This window comes from Salmonella sp. 2018103 (assembly GCF_026247685.1).
GTDB classification, from domain to species: Bacteria; Pseudomonadota; Gammaproteobacteria; order Enterobacterales; family Enterobacteriaceae; genus Salmonella; species Salmonella enterica.
In genome coordinates this window covers 514,020-527,980 of sequence record NZ_CP111029.1, presented here as the reverse complement: position 1 = coordinate 527,980, position 13,961 = coordinate 514,020, and the positions used below count along the sequence as shown (strand labels likewise).

General features: G+C 55.2%; 9 protein-coding genes and 1 pseudogene. 6 read left to right on the top strand and 4 right to left on the bottom strand.

Annotated features, from left to right (window positions below):
• The first annotated feature begins 187 nt into the window (after positions 1–187).
• Both gltB and gltD read left to right on the top strand, forming a co-directional pair.
• The gene (gene gltB, locus OLG56_RS02505; protein WP_061377033.1) at positions 188–4,648 is read left to right on the top strand and encodes a glutamate synthase large subunit; all 4,461 of its coding nucleotides are present in this window, start codon (positions 188–190) and stop codon (positions 4,646–4,648) included.
• A 9-nt stretch (positions 4,649–4,657) separates the two neighbouring features.
• Entirely contained in the window at positions 4,658–6,076 is a 1,419-nt protein-coding gene (gene gltD, locus OLG56_RS02500; RefSeq protein WP_000081633.1) for a glutamate synthase subunit GltD, read from the top strand.
• 181 nt (positions 6,077–6,257) lie between these two features.
• Here the strand turns inward: gltD and OLG56_RS02495 are convergent.
• A pseudogene (locus OLG56_RS02495) lies at positions 6,258–7,485 on the bottom strand (RNA-guided endonuclease InsQ/TnpB family protein).
• A gap of 58 nt (positions 7,486–7,543) precedes the next feature.
• On the opposite strand from OLG56_RS02495, the gene tnpA reads away from it, so the two are divergent.
• The 4 genes from tnpA to OLG56_RS02475 all read left to right on the top strand — a co-directional run bounded on the left by tnpA (position 7,544) and on the right by OLG56_RS02475 (position 11,841).
• Positions 7,544–7,948, top strand: coding sequence for an IS200/IS605 family transposase (tnpA, locus tag OLG56_RS02490; protein WP_001169102.1), 405 nt, complete (start codon positions 7,544–7,546; stop codon positions 7,946–7,948).
• 153 nt (positions 7,949–8,101) lie between these two features.
• Positions 8,102–9,205 carry a PDDEXK nuclease domain-containing protein gene (locus OLG56_RS02485; RefSeq protein ID WP_061377031.1) on the top strand — a complete coding sequence of 368 codons (1,104 nt, stop codon included), beginning with the start codon at positions 8,102–8,104 and terminating at the stop codon, positions 9,203–9,205.
• A 115-nt stretch (positions 9,206–9,320) separates the two neighbouring features.
• Complete coding sequence (gene codB, locus OLG56_RS02480) at positions 9,321–10,574, top strand: cytosine permease (protein WP_001542969.1); 1,254 nt, start codon at positions 9,321–9,323, stop codon at positions 10,572–10,574.
• On the top strand, positions 10,561–11,841 hold the full coding sequence (locus tag OLG56_RS02475; protein WP_001630971.1) for a cytosine deaminase: 1,281 nt from the start codon (positions 10,561–10,563) through the stop codon (positions 11,839–11,841). Before codB ends, OLG56_RS02475 begins: the two co-directional genes overlap by 14 nt.
• Positions 11,842–11,922: 81 nt before the next feature.
• Here OLG56_RS02475 and nanQ read toward each other — a convergent pair whose 3' ends face one another.
• From nanQ to OLG56_RS02460, 3 genes are read right to left on the bottom strand one after another with little or no spacing between them, the layout of a single operon-like run.
• Complete coding sequence (gene nanQ, locus OLG56_RS02470) at positions 11,923–12,390, bottom strand: N-acetylneuraminate anomerase (RefSeq protein WP_000979901.1); 468 nt, start codon at positions 12,388–12,390, stop codon at positions 11,923–11,925.
• Positions 12,387–13,262: an N-acetylmannosamine kinase gene (gene nanK / locus OLG56_RS02465; RefSeq protein WP_000208970.1), complete on the bottom strand. Its 876-nt coding sequence runs from the start codon at positions 13,260–13,262 to the stop codon at positions 12,387–12,389. The genes nanQ and nanK overlap by 4 nt, the downstream gene beginning before the upstream one ends.
• On the bottom strand, positions 13,259–13,948 hold the full coding sequence (locus tag OLG56_RS02460; RefSeq protein WP_000054439.1) for an N-acetylmannosamine-6-phosphate 2-epimerase: 690 nt from the start codon (positions 13,946–13,948) through the stop codon (positions 13,259–13,261). Before OLG56_RS02460 ends, nanK begins: the two co-directional genes overlap by 4 nt.
• Positions 13,949–13,961 lie beyond the last annotated feature (13 nt).

Sequence of the window (13,961 nt, the reverse complement as noted above, 5' to 3'; positions counted from 1 at the left end):
GTCTGCTCATCATATTTATGCAGTAATTGAGATTCCCTCTTAACCGTATTTACCAATGCGCAAAGGACACAAAGAGGGCGAATGCGAGGTAAGCGTATGATGCGCCAGCCCCGTCGCCATGCTCTTGCTGTGCCCGCGCGCCGTCGGTTGGGAGAGCGTCCCGTAGAGCCTGGGGAGGTTCACTGATATGTTGTACGATAAATCCCTTGAGAAGGATAACTGTGGTTTCGGCCTGATCGCCCACATAGAAGGCGAACCTAGCCACAAGGTAGTGCGTACCGCCATACACGCGCTGGCCCGGATGCAGCACCGTGGCGCGATCCTTGCCGACGGTAAAACCGGCGACGGTTGCGGCTTGCTGTTACAAAAACCTGACCGTTTCTTTCGCATCGTGGCCGAAGAGCGCGGCTGGCGCTTAGCCAAAAACTACGCCGTCGGGATGATCTTTTTGAATAAAGATCCTGAACTGGCCGCCGCGTCACGCCATATTGTCGAAGAAGAATTACAACAGGAAACCCTGTCGATTGTCGGCTGGCGCGATGTGCCAACCAATGAAGGCGTGCTCGGTGAAATCGCCCTCTCCTCCCTGCCGCGTATTGAGCAGATTTTTGTCAACGCTCCGGCGGGCTGGCGTCCGCGTGATATGGAGCGCCGTCTGTTTATCGCCCGCCGACGCATTGAAAAACGCCTGCAGGACGACAAAGATTTCTACGTATGCAGCCTGTCGAACCTGGTCAACATTTATAAAGGTCTGTGTATGCCGGCGGATCTGCCGCGCTTCTACCTGGATCTTGCGGATCTGCGTCTGGAATCGGCCATCTGTCTGTTCCACCAGCGCTTTTCCACTAACACCGTGCCGCGTTGGCCGCTGGCGCAGCCGTTCCGCTACCTGGCGCATAACGGCGAGATTAACACCATCACCGGCAACCGCCAGTGGGCGCGCGCCCGTACCTATAAATTCCAGACGCCGCTGATCCCGGATTTACAGTCCGCTGCGCCGTTTGTTAACGAAACCGGTTCGGATTCCAGCTCGCTGGACAACATGCTGGAACTGCTGCTGGCAGGCGGGATGGACATTATCCGCGCCATGCGCCTGTTGGTGCCGCCCGCCTGGCAGAACAACCCCGATATGGACCAGGATCTGCGCGCCTTCTTTGACTTTAACTCCATGCATATGGAGCCGTGGGACGGTCCGGCAGGCATCGTGATGTCCGACGGGCGCTTCGCCGCCTGTAACCTTGACCGTAACGGCCTGCGCCCGGCACGCTATGTCATTACCAAAGATAAGCTGATCACCTGCGCCTCCGAAGTCGGTATCTGGGACTATCAGCCGGATGAAGTGGTCGAGAAAGGCCGCGTCGGCCCAGGCGAGCTGATGGTGATCGACACCCGCGGCGGACGTATTCTGCATTCCGCGGAAACCGATGACGATCTGAAAAGCCGCCATCCGTATAAAGCGTGGATGGAAAAGAATGTTCGCCGTCTGGTGCCGTTTGAAGAGCTGCCTGATGAAGAAGTCGGTAGCCGCGAACTGGACGATGACCTGCTCGCCAGCTATCAGAAACAGTTTAACTACAGCGCCGAAGAGCTGGACTCGGTTATCCGCGTGTTGGGCGAAAACGGCCAGGAAGCCGTCGGCTCAATGGGCGACGACACCCCCTTTGCCGTGCTCTCCAGCCAGCCGCGTATTATTTACGACTACTTCCGCCAGCAGTTCGCGCAGGTCACTAACCCGCCTATCGACCCGCTGCGTGAAGCGCACGTCATGTCGCTCGCCACCAGCATCGGTCGCGAAATGAACGTCTTCTGCGAAGCGGAAGGTCAGGCCCATCGCCTGAGTTTTAAATCGCCAATTCTGCTGTACTCCGATTTCAAACAGCTCACCACCATGAGCGAGCATCACTACCGCGCCGACTGGCTTGATATTACCTTTGATGTCACCGAAACCACACTGGACGCGACGGTTAAAGCGCTGTGCGATAAAGCGGAACAGATGGTGCGTAACGGCACCGTGCTGCTGGTTCTCTCGGATCGCAATATCGGTAAGAATCGCCTGCCGGTGCCCGCGCCGATGGCGGTGGGCGCGGTGCAAACGCGTCTGGTAGAACAAAGCCTGCGCTGCGACGCTAACATCATCGTAGAAACCGGAAGCGCCCGCGATCCGCATCACTTTGCGGTACTGCTCGGCTTTGGCGCAACGGCCATCTATCCGTACCTGGCCTACGAAACGCTGGGGCGTCTGATTGATACCCAGGCCATCGCCAAAAACTACCGTACCGTGATGCAGAACTACCGTAACGGCATCAACAAGGGGCTGTACAAGATTATGTCCAAAATGGGCATTTCGACCATTGCCTCTTACCGCTGCTCCAAACTGTTTGAAGCGGTCGGGCTGCACGATGATGTGGTAAAACTGTGCTTCCAGGGCGTGGTCAGCCGTATCGGCGGCGCGAGCTTTGATGACTTCCAGCAGGATCTGCTGAATCTCTCCAAACGCGCCTGGCTGGCGCGCAAACCCATTAGCCCTGGCGGCCTGTTGAAGTACGTCCACGGCGGCGAATATCACGCCTATAACCCGGATGTCGTGCGTACCCTGCAACAGGCGGTACAGAGCGGCGAGTACAGTGATTATCAGGAATACGCCAAACTGGTCAATGAGCGTCCGGCGGCAACGCTGCGCGATCTGCTGGCGATACATCCAGACGGCGAGGCGGTGACTATCGACGAGGTTGAGCCCGCCAGTGAGCTGTTTAAACGCTTTGATACCGCAGCCATGTCTATCGGCGCATTAAGTCCGGAAGCGCACGAAGCGCTGGCGGAAGCGATGAACAGCCTCGGCGGCAACTCCAACTCCGGCGAAGGCGGTGAAGACCCTGCGCGCTACGGCACCAATAAAGTGTCGCGTATCAAACAGGTGGCCTCTGGTCGCTTTGGCGTGACGCCGGCCTACCTGGTCAATGCCGATGTGATCCAGATTAAAGTCGCGCAGGGCGCGAAACCGGGCGAAGGCGGTCAGTTGCCGGGGGATAAAGTCACTCCGTATATCGCTAAACTGCGTTATTCAGTGCCGGGCGTGACGCTGATCTCCCCGCCGCCGCACCACGATATCTACTCTATCGAGGACTTAGCGCAGCTCATTTTCGACCTCAAGCAGGTCAACCCGAAGGCGATGATCTCCGTGAAGCTGGTGTCCGAACCGGGCGTTGGCACCATCGCGACCGGCGTGGCGAAAGCCTATGCAGACCTCATCACCATCGCTGGCTACGACGGCGGTACCGGCGCAAGCCCGCTGTCTTCGGTGAAATATGCTGGCTGTCCGTGGGAACTGGGTCTGGTCGAAACCCAGCAGGCGCTGGTCGCCAACGGCCTGCGTCACAAGATTCGTCTGCAGGTGGACGGCGGTCTGAAAACCGGCGTCGATATCATTAAAGCGGCGATTCTCGGTGCGGAAAGTTTCGGCTTCGGCACCGGCCCGATGGTGGCGCTGGGCTGTAAATACCTGCGCATTTGCCATCTGAACAACTGCGCAACCGGCGTGGCGACGCAGGATGAAAAACTGCGTAAGAACCACTATCACGGCCTGCCGTTCAAAGTAACCAACTACTTTGAATTTATCGCCCGAGAAGTGCGCGAGCTGATGGCTTCGCTTGGCGTGACCCGCCTGGTGGATTTGATTGGCCGCACCGACCTGCTGAAAAAGCTGGATGGCTTCACCGCTAAACAGCAGAAGCTGGCGCTGTCTCGTCTACTGGAAACCGCTGAACCTCATCCGGGTAAAGCGCTGTACTGCACCGAGAATAACCCGCCGTTTGATAACGGTGTGCTGAATGCGCAACTGTTGCAGCAGGCGAAGCCGTTTGTCGATGCGCGCCAGAGCAAAACCTTCTGGTTCGACATCCGCAACACCGATCGTTCCGTCGGCGCGTCGCTTTCCGGCTACATCGCACAGACCCACGGCGATCAGGGGCTGGCTTCCGATCCGATTAAAGCGCACTTCAGCGGTACCGCAGGCCAGAGCTTTGGCGTGTGGAACGCGGGCGGCGTGGAGTTATATCTGACTGGCGATGCCAACGACTATGTCGGTAAAGGTATGGCAGGCGGTTTGATCGCCATCAGACCGCCGGTAGGTTCCGCCTTCCTCAGCCATAAAGCCAGCATTATCGGCAACACCTGCCTGTATGGAGCGACCGGTGGCCGTCTGTACGCAGCGGGCCGCGCGGGCGAACGTTTCGGCGTGCGTAACTCCGGGGCGATTACCGTAGTAGAGGGCATCGGCGACAACGGCTGTGAATACATGACCGGCGGCATCGTCTGCGTGCTGGGTAAAACCGGCGTTAACTTCGGCGCGGGGATGACCGGCGGCTTCGCCTATGTGCTGGACGAAGATGGCGAATTTCGTAAACGCGTGAACCCGGAACTGGTAGAAGTACTGGACGTTGATTCGCTGGCTATCCACGAAGAGCATCTGCGCGGCCTGATCACCGAGCACGTGCAGCATACTGGTTCGCAACGCGGCGAAGAGATCCTGTCCAGGTGGTCAAGCTTCTCAACCCAATTCGCGTTAGTGAAGCCCAAGTCCAGCGATGTCAAAGCCCTGTTGGGCCACCGTAGTCGTAGTGCGGCAGAATTGCGCGTGCAGGCGCAGTAAGGAATTGAAATGAGCCAGAATGTTTATCAATTTATCGACCTGCAGCGCGTTGATCCGCCGAAGAAACCGCTGAAGATCCGTAAGATCGAGTTTGTTGAAATCTACGAACCGTTTTCTGAAGGTCAGGCGAAAGCCCAGGCGGATCGCTGTTTGTCCTGCGGGAACCCCTACTGCGAGTGGAAATGTCCGGTACATAACTACATCCCGAACTGGCTGAAACTGGCTAACGAAGGGCGTATTTTTGAGGCGGCTGAGCTATCGCACCAGACCAACACCCTGCCGGAAGTGTGTGGCCGCGTCTGCCCGCAGGACCGCCTGTGCGAAGGCTCCTGTACGCTGCACGATGAGTTCGGCGCGGTGACCATCGGTAACATTGAGCGCTATATCAACGATAAAGCGTTCGAAATGGGCTGGCGCCCGGATATGACCGGCGTGCGCCAGACGGACAAACGGGTAGCGATTATCGGCGCAGGTCCGGCAGGGCTGGCGTGCGCCGACGTGCTGACCCGCAACGGCGTGAAGGCGGTGGTCTTTGATCGCCATCCGGAAATCGGCGGCCTGCTGACCTTCGGTATTCCAGCTTTCAAACTGGAAAAAGAGGTGATGACCCGTCGTCGCGAGATCTTCACCGGCATGGGTATTGAGTTCAAACTTAATACCGAAGTGGGCCGCGACGTCGAACTTGACGAGCTGTTGAAAGAGTACGACGCGGTGTTCCTTGGCGTCGGTACCTATCAGTCGATGCGCGGCGGGCTGGAAAATGAAAATGCGGACGGCGTATTCGACGCTCTACCGTTCCTTATCGCCAATACGAAACAGATCATGGGGTTTGGCGAAACCAGCGACGAACCATATGTCAGCATGGAAGGCAAACGCGTGGTGGTGCTGGGCGGCGGCGATACCGCAATGGACTGCGTACGTACCTCCATTCGTCAGGGCGCAACGCACGTAACCTGTGCTTATCGTCGTGATGAAGAGAACATGCCGGGTTCCAGACGCGAAGTGAAGAACGCGCGCGAGGAAGGTGTCGAATTTCAGTTTAACGTTCAACCGCTGGGCATTGAAGTCAATGCCAACGGCAAAGTGAGCGGCGTAAAAATGGTGCGCACTGAAATGGGCGAACCGGATGCCAAAGGCCGTCGGCGGGCGGAGATCGTCGCCGGTTCCGAGCATGTGGTTCCGGCTGATGCGGTGGTGATGGCGTTTGGTTTTCGTCCACACAGCATGGAATGGCTGGCGAAACACAGCGTGGAACTGGACTCGCAGGGACGAATTATCGCGCCGGAACGCAGCGATAATGCTTTCCAGACCAGCAACCCGAAAATCTTCGCCGGTGGCGACATCGTGCGCGGTTCCGATCTGGTGGTGACGGCGATTGCGGAAGGCCGTAAAGCGGCTGACGGGATTATGAACTACCTCGAAGTATAACCCTTCCGGCTCCCCGGTTAATGCCTTGTGCTGATGGCTGGGGAGCCGATATTCCTCTCCTCAATATCTCTCCTGCCGATTCTGGAAAACCGCTCGTAAATCGAGATGTAATGCCATGTAAAATCCGTTCTTGACATCCTCCCCCACCTTCGCACTTCGTGACTCAGGTGGGGGATTCCCATTAGTGGGTGACGACTGATTGCTCAGCGTCTGGTTCCTGTTTCAGACGGGCGGCCTGACTGCACCATCCCTCCACAGGCAAGAACGACGTGCCCCGCCGCTAAAATGTTACGAGCGCCATTTACATCAGCGTTCGCTGTATATCCGCATACCTGACACACAAATTTACTTTGTGACAGGCGATTTTCTTTCGCGGTATGACCACAGCACGCGCAACGCTGGCTTGTGTATGCTGGCGGAACCGCAAGCACCTGACCGCCACGCCAGAGCTGTTTGTACTCAAGCTGGCGGCGCATTTCATACCAGCCCTGATCCAGTATCGAACGGTTTAGACCTGATTTGGCCTTGACGTTTCGTCCGTGCTGTTCTGCTGTACCTTTTGCCGATTTCGACATGTTACTAACCTTCAAATCCTCAATGACTATCATCGCGTGGTTTTTGCTGATTTCACTGGTAACTTTATGAAGGTAGTCGCGCCGGATATTGGCTATGTGCGAGTGCAGACGCTGGACTTTTCGCTTTTGTTTCTGCCAGTTACTGCTGAATTTGACTTTACGACTTAACTGCCGCTGGAGTGTTGCCAGCTTGCGCTGACTTGCTTTAAAACTGTTGACTGGTTGATATACCGTACCGTCTGAAAGCGTGGCGAGTTTTGTTACTCCTGCGTCCAGACCGACTATCGTTGTGCTTGTGTGATTGGGTTCTGCCGTTTCAACTTCAACCTGAAACGAGATATACCACTGTCCCGCTAACTGACTGATTGTCGCATTTTTGATTTTACCGTTCACACGTTGAGATTGCCGGAATTTTACCCCCCCAAGACCTGACGGTAGCTTCACTCTGCGATTTTCAAGGCGGCAATATTTCTCAAAGTTCACAAAACGGATTGAGTCTCTGCCCTCATTTTTTCGTTTCCATACCGGGGCCTTAGCTGCGAGCTTTTTATCAAAGCAACGTTTCCATGCAGCATGCAGATCTTTCAACTTTTGTTGCAGATTGTCGGTATAAGCATCCTGTAAAAAGATGTGTTCCGGCATTTTTTTCCACACTGTAAGCATCCTGTTCAACTCGAAAGCCGAAGGTAACTTTTCGCCTGAGCCAAGGATGCACTTTGTCTCCGCAAGACCTAAATTCCAGACAAAACGGGCGCAACCACATAACTGCCGCAAACGCTGCGACTGTTCAGGCGTTGGTTCCAGTCTGAATTTGTAGGCTTTCAGGATTAGCATCATCACTCAGTGTGTAGGAGATTTGTTTGCTATGTTACTGTTTTTACGGTCAACTTCAATGCAAAAACATAATATTAATCGTTCAAGACATGCCGCCTTCCTTTTGCATGTTCATCTTGTCTTTGTAACAAAATACCGTCGAAAGATACTGGGAGAGTCACACTATGCTGCATTCCATCAGTATGCAGCAGAAGTCTGCCGTGATTTTGGTGCAGAACTTAAAGAAAGTAACGGAGACGTCGATCATGTCCACATGCTGATCGAATACCCACCAACAGTGCAGCTTTCGGTACTGGTTAACTCACTGAAAGCTGTGACATCCCGCCGTCTGCGAAACGAATTTATTGATTTGCGGGGAGCATACGGAAAAGCCGTGCTCTGGTCGAGGTCATACTTTGCTGGCTCGTGCGGAGGTGCGCCGCTGGAAGTTGTGAAGCAATACATTCAACATCAGCGTGGCTGATGATCCTTCGGGCTTTTCAAGCCCGTCCAAATTCCCCTCCCGCCTTATGTCGGCGGGAGTACCCTTTGGAGTTAAGATGGATTGATCCGTTTACGCCTGAAGCGTATTAATAGCGTTCTAATTTCACAATGAAACTATCACGTAAGGGATGACATAACGAATCCAACTTTAGCGCCACAGTCTGATGAATATCAGCAAATTCATGACGGAATTGTTCAACTGCTGGATACAGCGCGGACACAAACCGTTCGCAGCATCAACACCATCATGACAGCAACCTATTGGGAAATGGGTCGACGCATTGTTGAATTTGAACAAGGCGGTGAAGCCAGAGCTGCTTATGATGAACAGCTAATTGATCGTTTATCACAGGATTTAAGCCAAAGATATAAACGAGGTTTTTCTGCCAGTAATCTATGGCAATTTAAAAAGTTTTATCTTTATTTTCAAAAAATTGAGATTCTCCAGACAGTGTCTGGAGAATCTCTCCATTTGGCGCAACTGGCTAAATCTTTCCCACTCCCCTGGTCGGCGTATGTCCGCCTCTTGTCGGTAAAAAATCCCAATGCCCGCACTTTTTACGAGAAAGAGACGCTACGTAACGGCTGGTCCGTACGGCAGCTCGACAGGCAAATCGCCACTCAATTTTACGAACGAACGCTACTGTCCCACGACAAATCCGCCATGTTGCAGCAGCCTGCACCCGCCGAGCCAAACGTTTTGCCGGAGCAAACCATACGCGACCCGTTCATTCTGGAATTTCTTAACCTGAAGGACGAGTATTCCGAATCAGATCTCGAAGACGCGCTGCTCAGCCACCTGATGGACTTTATGCTGGAGCTCGGTGACGATTTTGCTTTTGTTGGCCGCCAACGCCGACTACGCATAGACGACAGCTGGTTCCGCGTCGATCTGCTGTTCTTCCATCGTCGCTCGCGTTGCCTGTTGCTCGTTGACCTGAAGGTAGGCAAATTCGGTTATGCGGATGCCGGGCAGATGAATATCTACCTGAACTATGCCAAAGAGCACTGGACAATGCCCGGAGAAAACCCGCCAGTCGGCCTGGTTTTGTGCGCAGGGAAAGGCGCGGGGGAAGCGCATTACGCGCTGACTGGCCTGCCAAACACCATCATGGCGAGCGAGTACAAAGTGCAGTTGCCCGACGAAAAATTACTCACAGACGAACTTATTCGTTCGCAAACCATGCTGGAAACTCAACTCACACGCGGTGGTTCACTGACAACGGAGAAAAACTAACGAACCATTAATGCCATGAATAATTATCAAAAAAATATCACACGAAAACGTTTGCTTTATTCTGAGAACTGTATATTATGCGGCGGATTTTTTGGGCAAAATTCATGGAGGCGTTGTGTCGCAGGACAACAATTATAGCCAGGGCCCCGTCCCTCTGGCGGCGCGGAAGGGCGTGATTCCACTGACGTTTGTCATGTTGGGTTTAACGTTTTTTTCCGCCAGTATGTGGACCGGAGGGACACTCGGCACCGGTCTTACCTATCACGATTTCTTCCTCGCAGTTCTCTTCGGTAATCTCCTCCTCGGTATCTACACTGCATTTCTTGGTTACATCGGCGCAAAAACCGGACTCTCCACCCACCTCCTTGCACGTTACTCCTTTGGCGTTAAAGGCTCATGGCTTCCCTCCTTGCTGCTTGGCGGCACACAGGTAGGCTGGTTTGGCGTTGGCGTAGCGATGTTCGCTATTCCGGTCAGTAAAGCGACGGGCATTGATGCCAATATTCTGATTGCCGTTTCGGGTCTGCTGATGACCCTGACCATTTTTTTCGGCATCTCGGCGTTGACCATTTTGTCTATCATTGCCGTACCCGCGATCGTGATTCTGGGCAGCTACTCCGTCTGGCTGGCGGTCAGCGGCGTGGGTGGGCTGGAGCATTTAAAAACGATAGTGCCGCAGACGCCGCTGGATTTTTCCAGCGCGCTGGCGCTGGTGGTGGGCTCGTTTGTCAGCGCCGGTACATTGACCGCCGACTTCGTCCGCTTCGGACGTCATGCCAAAAGCGCCGTACTGATTGCGATGGTCGCTTTTTTCCTCGGCAACTCGCTGATGTTTATCTTTGGCGCGGCAGGCGCTGCCGCCGTCGGTCAGGCGGATATCTCTGACGTGATGATAGCGCAGGGGCTGCTGCTGCCCGCGATTGTGGTGCTCGGCCTGAATATCTGGACCACCAACGATAACGCGCTGTACGCATCGGGTCTGGGCTTCGCCAATATTACCGGTCTTTCCAGCCGCACGCTGTCGGTGGTGAACGGGATTATCGGTACCGTGTGCGCGCTGTGGCTTTATAATAATTTTGTCGGCTGGCTGACGTTCCTGTCATCTGCCATCCCACCGATTGGCGGAGTGATTATTGCCGACTATCTGTTGAACCGCCGCCGCTATGCTGACTTCAACACCGTGCGCTTTATTCCCGTTAACTGGATTGCTATTCTTTCCGTCGCGCTGGGCATCGCCGCCGGACATTATGTTCCTGGTATTGTGCCCGTCAACGCCGTACTCGGCGGCGTCTTCAGCTATATCCTGCTGAATCCACTTTTCAACCGCAGCCTTGCTAAATCACCAGAGGTCAGCCATGCAGAACAATAACATCACCATTCGTCAGGCGCGTCTGCAGGGACACGAAGGATTATGGCAGATTACGATTGAAAACGGGCGCTTTAGCCGGATTGATCCTCAGGAAGCCGCATCGTTACCGCAGGGCGAAGTGCTTGATGCCGAAGGCGGTCTGGCTATTCCACCGTTTGTTGAGCCACATATCCACCTGGATACCACGCAAACGGCGGGTGAACCGAGCTGGAACCAGTCCGGCACACTGTTTGAAGGGATTGAGCGCTGGGCAGAACGTAAAGCAATGCTCACGCATGAAGATGTGAAAGCGCGCGCGATGCAGACCCTGAAATGGCAGATGGCTAACGGCATCCAGTACGTTCGTACTCACGTTGACGTTTCAGATCCTACGCTCACCGCGCTGAAAGCCATGCTGGAAGTGAAGCAAGAGGTTGCGCCGTGGGTAGACCTGCAAATTGTCGCCTTTCCGCAAGAAGGTATTCTGTCTTATCCCAACGGTGAAGCGCTGTTAGAGGAAGCCGTGCGTTTGGGCGCTGACGTTATTGGCGCCATTCCGCACTTTGAGTTCACGCGGGAATATGGCGTTGAATCGCTGCACAAAACCTTCGCCCTGGCGCAGAAATACGATCGCTTGATCGATGTGCACTGCGACGAAATTGATGACGAGCAGTCTCGCTTTGTCGAAACGGTCGCGGCACTGGCGCATCGTGATGGCATGGGGTCGCGCGTGACCGCCAGCCACACCACGGCTATGCACTCGTACAACGGCGCGTATGCGTCACGCCTGTTCCGCCTGTTGAAAATGTCGGGGATTAACTTCGTCGCCAACCCGCTGGTGAATATTCATCTGCAAGGGCGGTTTGACACTTACCCGAAACGTCGTGGCGTCACGCGAGTGAAAGAGATGCTGGAAGCGGGGATCAACGTCTGCTTTGGCCATGATGACGTCTTCGATCCGTGGTATCCATTAGGCACCGCCAATATGCTGCAGGTGCTGCATATGGGGTTACACGTTTGCCAGTTGATGGGGTATGGGCAAATCAACGACGGGTTAAATCTGATCACTACCCACAGCGCAAAAACCCTGCATTTACAGGACTACGGTCTGAGTGTCGGCCATGCCGCGAATCTGGTTATCTTACCCGCTGAGAATGGATTCGATGCGGTACGTCGCCAGACGCCTGCCCGTTACTCGATTCGCCACGGGCGAGTGATTGCCGAGACGGTGCCGAGCCAGACGACGCTGCACCTGCCCCAGCCGGAAGCCGTGACGTTTAAGCGTTAACCCGTCATACCCGCGCTCTCCGGCACATTCACCACGCAGCCCGTAAGGGGCTGCGTTCGGAAGACTGCTCCGGCAAGAGATTCAGGCCGCCAGCAGACTGGCGCGTACTTTCACTACCACTTTCTTGATGTCATCCGGCTCACCCACTGCACATCCCGGTTTATGCGGTTCTCCCGGCATAAACACAGCAAACATCCCCGCTTGCAGCGTAATAGTCTGCTCGTCGACAATTTGACTACAAAGCTGGTAATCCTCTTCAACGTGCATCTCCTCGCACTGGCGAGCGGCACCGGACATCCCAAACGCAATACGCTCGACGCCGGTTAGTAGTAGCTGAATATCAATGTATTGTTCATGCAATTCCGCTTTCTTCTCGGCCGGCATTTGTGTCGTTAACTGCATTACATTCATAAAGATATTGTCGCCCTGCAATTCATAGCGCCCCGGCGCTTTCTCCTGCGGCCTTGCCGCCAGCGCGAGAGTCAAGGCATCCAGCAGTCGCGGATGCAACCCGCAAGAAGGCAACGACTGTACTTCCCCCATCATCATAATGTGTCTCCTTGAGCTAACAAAGCAGCGCCTAATAATCCTGCGTCATGCCGATAGCGAGCGGCGCTCAGCGCCACGTGATAAGGCGCAGGCTCTTGCATCAAAAACGCGCGAACCTGCTCCAGGTATCCCTCAGCTAACCCTACGCTGCCGCCAATGACCACACACTGGCAGTCGGTAGTCGCTTTCACATCGGCGATCATCCGCGCTATCACCTGCGCGGATTGGCTTACCAGATGTCGCGCCTGCTGATGACCTTCGCCAGCGCGAATAAATAGGGTTTTGGCGTCGCATCCCGCCAGATCGTCCCGCGCCGCCGCGGCCATCCCTCGTCCGGAGGCGATGGCCTCTACGCAGCCAACGCGTCCACAGCCGCATACGGGCCCGTGTGGGTCCGCCAGGGTGTGTCCCAGGTGCCCGGCCAGACCGCCTTTTCCGGTAAGGAGCTTGCCGTCGCAGACAACGCCGCCGCCAACGCCGGTTGAAACGGTGATAAATACCATATCGCGAATATCATCAGGGAGCGCGTGATACTCCGCCCAGGCCGCCGCCTGCGCGTCGTTCACCGCCAGCGTCGGCAGGCCTGCTATCGTTTCCAGTGTTTGTACTAACGGAAAGTGTAGCAAGCCGCCCAGATTATGGGGGTTTAGCGCCAGTAACATCCCTTCCTGAATGATCCCGGTAGAAGCTATCGCTACCTGACGCGCCTCTGCCCGTAGTGGTTCAACCAGCGCCTTTAATGCTTCACGTAACGCATCCGGCGTTTTGCTTGCGGGGGTCGGCAGCTCGCGACGCTGGCTAATGCGCAAGTTTTTGTCGATGAGCGCGGCGGCAAGTTTAGTACCGCCAATATCGATTGCTAACGTAGTCATGACGCCGCCTTTTTTAATGCGTCGTTATACCATCCACAGATATGTTCCAGACGGGTAATGGCGGACCCCACCGTCACCGCCCATGCGCCATAGCGGATCGCCTCCGCCGCCAGTGCTGGCGAGTTATAGCGCCCTTCGGCTATTACCCGGCATCCGGCGTCATGCAACGCTTTGACTAAGGGCAGATCGGGTTCCTCCGGCGTATCGGGGGTGGTGTAGCCGGACATTGTCGTGCCGATAATGTCCGCGCCCAACCGTTGACAGGCGAGACCATCGTCCACGGATGAGCAGTCGGCCATCGCCAGTAGATGGTGGTGATGAATGCGCGCCAACAACGCCTCAACGGCTACCGGCCGTTGCCGAGCGGTTCCATCAACGGCGATAATAGCTGCTCCGGCCTGTGCCAGCGCATCTACATCGTCGAGAAAAGGGGTAATGCGCACTGGAGAGTCGTCCAGATCGCGTTTGATAATGCCGATAATGGGTACCGAAACGAGCGAGCGGGTCATACGCAGGTTGTCTATGCCTTCAATACGCACCGCAACCGCGCCCGCCTGTTCCGCTGCCAACGCCATTGCCGCTACAATCTCCGGCTTATCCAGCGGACTGCCCGGAACGGGCTGGCAGGAGACAATCAGGCCGCCAGAAGCGGCAATATTTTTATCCAGTTGTTCAAGTAACGACATACTACTCCCTTAC

Coding starts and splice junctions, on each gene's coding strand:
- gltD (WP_000081633.1), top strand. CDS start 4,658: ATGAGCCAGAATGTTTATCAATTTATCGACCTGCAGCGCGTTGATCCG.
- tnpA (WP_001169102.1), top strand. CDS start 7,544: ATGCAAAAACATAATATTAATCGTTCAAGACATGCCGCCTTCCTTTTG.
- nanQ (WP_000979901.1), bottom strand. CDS start 12,390: ATGATGATGGGGGAAGTACAGTCGTTGCCTTCTTGCGGGTTGCATCCG.
- nanK (WP_000208970.1), bottom strand. CDS start 13,262: ATGACTACGTTAGCAATCGATATTGGCGGTACTAAACTTGCCGCCGCG.
- gltB (WP_061377033.1), top strand. CDS start 188: ATGTTGTACGATAAATCCCTTGAGAAGGATAACTGTGGTTTCGGCCTG.
- OLG56_RS02475 (WP_001630971.1), top strand. CDS start 10,561: ATGCAGAACAATAACATCACCATTCGTCAGGCGCGTCTGCAGGGACAC.
- OLG56_RS02460 (WP_000054439.1), bottom strand. CDS start 13,948: ATGTCGTTACTTGAACAACTGGATAAAAATATTGCCGCTTCTGGCGGC.